Origin of the sequence: Phenylobacterium sp. (genome assembly GCF_036723115.1) — a bacterium.
In the GTDB taxonomy this organism is placed as follows: domain Bacteria; phylum Pseudomonadota; class Alphaproteobacteria; order Caulobacterales; family Caulobacteraceae; genus Phenylobacterium.
In genome coordinates, this window is the sequence record NZ_DAIMHV010000064.1 from 1 (window position 1) to 1,951 (window position 1,951).

Consider the following 1,951-nt stretch of genomic DNA (forward strand, 5'->3'; position numbering starts at 1 on the left):
ACACCGCGACCATCTACGAGAAGGGCTCCGAGGTCATCCGGATGCTCAAGACCCTCATCGGCGCCGAGGCGTTCCGCAAGGGGATGGACCTCTATTTCGACCGGTGGGACGGGCACGCCACCACGGTGGAGGCCTTTATCGCCTGCTTCGCCGAGGCCTCCGGCCGCGACCTTTCGGACTTCTTCAGCTGGTATGAGCAGGCCGGAACGCCGCGCCTGGACATCCAGAGCCGCTATGACGGTCAGGCCCGCACCCTGGAGCTCGATCTGTCCCAGACCACCCCGGCCACGCCCGGCCAACCGGACAAGAAGCCCCTGCCCCTGCCCGTCCGCCTGGGCCTGCTGGACGGCGAAGGCCGCGTCCTGGCCTTCGAACGCGACGGCCAGGCCATGGATGAGACCGTCTTCGTCCTGGAGGGCGCCAAGGCCCGCCTGACCCTGCACGGGGTGGACCGCGAGCCGGTGGTTTCGGCCCTGCGGGGCTTTTCCGCGCCTGTGGTGATGACCACCAATGCGCCGCCCAAGGACCGCTATGTCCAGCTGGCCGCCGATCCCGACCTCTTCAACCGTTGGGAGGCGGGTCAGGACCTGGCCCGGGACCTGATGCTGGCGCGCTCCGCCGGACGTCCCGACGAGGTGGGCGAGGAACGCTATGCCGAGGCCGTGGGCCGCGCGCTCGCCGACCAGTCCGCCGACCCGGCGTTCAAGGCGCTGCTCCTGTCCCTGCCCAGCGAGCAGGAACTGGTCCTGGCCCGACAGCCCGCCGACCCCGCCGCCCTGCACGCCGCCCGCGAGGCCCTGCGGGCGCGGCTGGCCATCCATCTGGCCGAGGATCTCAAGCGACTGCACACCGGGCTTCAGGACCTGGGGGAGTTCTCCCCCGACGCCGCCGGCGCCGGGCGCCGGGCCCTGCGCAACATGGCCCTCGACGTCCTGGCCGCCGATCCCCACGCCGAGATCGCCGAGCGCGCCTTCGGTCACTTCGAGGCGGCCGGCAATATGACCGACGCCATGGGCGGGCTCACCGCCCTCATGCACATCGGCGGCGAGGTGTTCGACCGCGCCCTGGCCGACTTCTACGAACGCTGGAAGTCCGAGCCCCTGGTGATCGACAAGTGGTTCGCCCTGCAGGCCCGCGATCCTGGCCAAGGCGCCCTGGGCCGCGTGCTTGGCCTCACCGCCCATCCGGCCTTCGATGCGAAGAACCCCAACCGCTTGCGCGCCCTGGTGGGAACCTTCGCCGCGGGCAATCCGGCGCGGTTCCATGACGAAACCGGCGCGGGTTACACGTTCCTGGCCGACCAGATCCTGGTCACCGACGGGTTCAATCCCATGACCGCGGCGCGTCTGCTCGACCCCCTGGGCGGCTGGCGGCGCTACCGTCCGGACCTGGCGCAGAAGATGCGCGGCGAGCTTCAGCGCATCGTCGAGCACAAGGGCCTGTCCAAGAACGTCTATGAGCTGGCCAGCCGCGCCCTGGCCGAAGAAGGCTGAAGCCCGTTGCGCCGGGGCGGGCGGACCCTTAAGTCCGCCCTTCCATGGCCATTCAAGACACGCTGGACGAACTCGTCGAGGAATTCGACCTCCTGGGGGACTGGGAGGAGCGCTACCGCTATGTCATCGAGCTCGGCGCCGGCCTTGAGCCTCTCACCGAGGCCGAGCGCAACGAGGCCAACAAGGTCCGCGGCTGCGCCAGCCAGGTCTGGCTGGTGACCGAGCCCCAGGCCGACGGGACCCTGCGGTTTCGGGGGGATTCCGACGCCCATATCGTGCGCGGGCTGATGGCGGTCCTGCTACGGCTGCTGTCGGGCCGGCCGGCGTCCGAGATACGGGATTTCGACGCCAAGGCGGCCTTCGCCCGGCTGGGTCTGGCCGGCGCCCTGTCGACCCAGCGGTCCAACGGCCTGGCGGCGATGGCCGCGCGCATGGTCCGCGACGCCGAGGCGGTCTGA

At 70.5% G+C, this 1,951-nt stretch carries 2 protein-coding genes; both read left to right on the top strand.

The window, feature by feature from the left end; all coding sequences use genetic code 11:
* On the top strand, nucleotides 1–1,493 hold a 1,493-nt coding region (locus tag V7D28_RS08450; RefSeq protein WP_333586940.1), incomplete at its 5' end, for a DUF3458 domain-containing protein.
* A 44-nt stretch (nucleotides 1,494–1,537) separates the two neighbouring features.
* A complete protein-coding gene (locus V7D28_RS08455; protein ID WP_333586941.1) occupies nucleotides 1,538–1,951 on the top strand; it encodes a SufE family protein in 414 nt (137 codons plus the stop codon).